Here is a 2120-nt window from a genome sequence, read left to right on the forward strand (position 1 = left end):
ATTATGCTGCTGGATTTTGTGGTGCTTCTTGACTCTGTGGTGTTACTTGAACTGGAGAATTTTCTGGTACTACTGTCTCAGGCTTAGACTCTTGAGTGCTTTCCTCAGGTTTAGATTCAGGTTTTTCTTCAGGCTTTTCCTCCGTTGGTTCTTCTTTTTTAGGTTTTTCTTTTATATTAGAATTGAGAGCATCTCTTTCTACTTTGTATTTATCTTTCTTTGATGTTAATTTGGCATTTTCTTTTCTTTCTTCTTGTTCTTTTTTATATTGTTCATTTAAATTTTCAAGTTCTTTTTTTAAACTTGAAGCCTCACTTTTTATAGTTGGTGAACCACCTTTTATTTTATCTATAAACTCAAGTTCTTTTATTGCTTTTCTATAGTTACCTTTTTCTTTATACTCATCTGCACTTTCCATTCTCATAGCTTGCATATACATTGCTCTTGCATTTTCATCAGCACTGTCAGCTTCTAATGCTTGTGATAAGAATTCTCTTGCATCATCATATTTATGCTTTTCTAAAGCATTTTTCCCTTGCTCAACTAAACTACTTTCCTCTTCATTTGAGCATCCAGTTAAAAGTATTGATAACAGTGCTATAAGTAAAATTATTTTTTGTTTCATCAAATCCCTCCTCGTTATCTAATATAAATTTTATCATATTTATCCTTTTTATAGGAAAAAAATATCAAAAATAGTGTATAAAAAACATATTTTGTCTTTTTATGCGTTATTTTCTTGATTTTTATATTATATATTCGAGATATAAGATTTTAGTTTTCTTCTAATACATCTAATTTTCTAGCTACAATACTCGTAGTACTTGCTTGTAATAACAATGTTATTATTATTGTCATAAATACAGTCGCTGAAATAACTTCATATCCAGGTACTTTCATAGATACTATAATACCTGATAAGGCTGCTGGTATTACCCCTGTCTCTCTAATCCACATCATAAATATCTTTTCATTTCTAGCCCAATTAGCTTTTTTATCAAATGCTGTACAAATTATAACTACTAAAGGTCTTGCTATAAAAATAAGTATTAATACTATTAAAATTGAGCCTAAGCCGTATTTTAGTAAAGCATTTACATCTAGATGTGTTCCTAAAATTATAAATATAGACATTCTTGCAATAGTAGATATGTTTTCTCTAAAATATACTCCCGATATATAATTTTCATCAGGTATCCATAATCCAAATCTTTTTTTATTTCCAGCTATAAGACCTGCAATAAAAACTGACATATATCCACTTCCACCAAATCTTTCTGATATTTCATAAGCAAATATAACTATTATTACTGATATTATAGGAGCAAAGTCATTAAAAATCCCATATTTTTTATCTGAAGATAAGCCTATACCTATAAGCGCTACTCCTGCTCCTACTAATACACCAATTACTATCATCGCTACTAATTGAAATGTAGTTTCTAATAGTCCCATTTTTTTAGATAATGTTATACCTGTAAGAATAGATGTAAATAGTATTGCCCCAAATGCGTCATTAAAAGCTGATTCACTGATTATGGTTTGCTTTAATTTATTTTTTATTGGAACTTGCTTAAATACAGGAATTAAACTAGCTGGATCTGTTGATGCTATTGTTGCTCCTAAAAGTAAACTAACTCCTATTGGTAAATTCAATATATAATAAGAGCTTAAGCCTATTACACCTGCACTTATAAATACACCTAATGATGCTAAAAGCCCTACTGTTATTTTTACTTCATTTAATACTTTAACCTTTACTTCTCTACCACCTTCATAAAGTATAAATGCAGATCCAAAGGTTAAAATTATCTCATTTGCTACAGGAAAAGATTCTATATTAACTAAATTTAAAAAAGTAGGTCCAAATGCTATTCCGCAAATCAAATATATAACTACATCTGGTAGTTTTAATTTTTCACCTATCCATCCTCCTATTACACCAATTACAGATATAGATGCCATTATTAAAAGTAGTTCATTTGAACTTACTGCTGCTGTATTCATTTCTCCCATTTTTGCACCTCTTTTCTATTTTTAATATTTATTATTATGATTTGCATTTTTATAAAATTTAAATAGCAAAGTTAAAAATATATAAAATTAAGAATATATAAAAA

The 2120-nt window shown here is 28.5% G+C and carries 2 protein-coding genes; both read right to left on the bottom strand.

Annotated elements, in window-relative coordinates; all coding sequences use genetic code 11:
• Position 1: 1 nt before the first annotated feature.
• Positions 2-625, bottom strand: a complete 624-nt coding sequence (locus BN899_RS07060) for a hypothetical protein (protein WP_052356713.1) — start codon at positions 623-625, stop codon at positions 2-4.
• Between the two features lie 149 nt (positions 626-774).
• Positions 775-2016, bottom strand: a complete 1242-nt coding sequence (locus BN899_RS07065; protein WP_042274125.1) for a cation:proton antiporter — start codon at positions 2014-2016, stop codon at positions 775-777.
• Between the last annotated feature and the right edge of the window lie 104 nt (positions 2017-2120).

This window comes from Faecalimicrobium dakarense (assembly GCF_000499525.1).
Taxonomy (GTDB): domain Bacteria; phylum Bacillota; class Clostridia; order Peptostreptococcales; family Peptostreptococcaceae; genus Faecalimicrobium; species Faecalimicrobium dakarense.

Excerpts from the sequence above, each read along its gene's own strand:
- BN899_RS07065 (WP_042274125.1), bottom strand. The coding sequence starts at position 2,016 with ATGGGAGAAATGAATACAGCAGCAGTAAGTTCAAATGAACTACTTTTA.
- BN899_RS07060 (WP_052356713.1), bottom strand. The coding sequence starts at position 625 with ATGAAACAAAAAATAATTTTACTTATAGCACTGTTATCAATACTTTTA.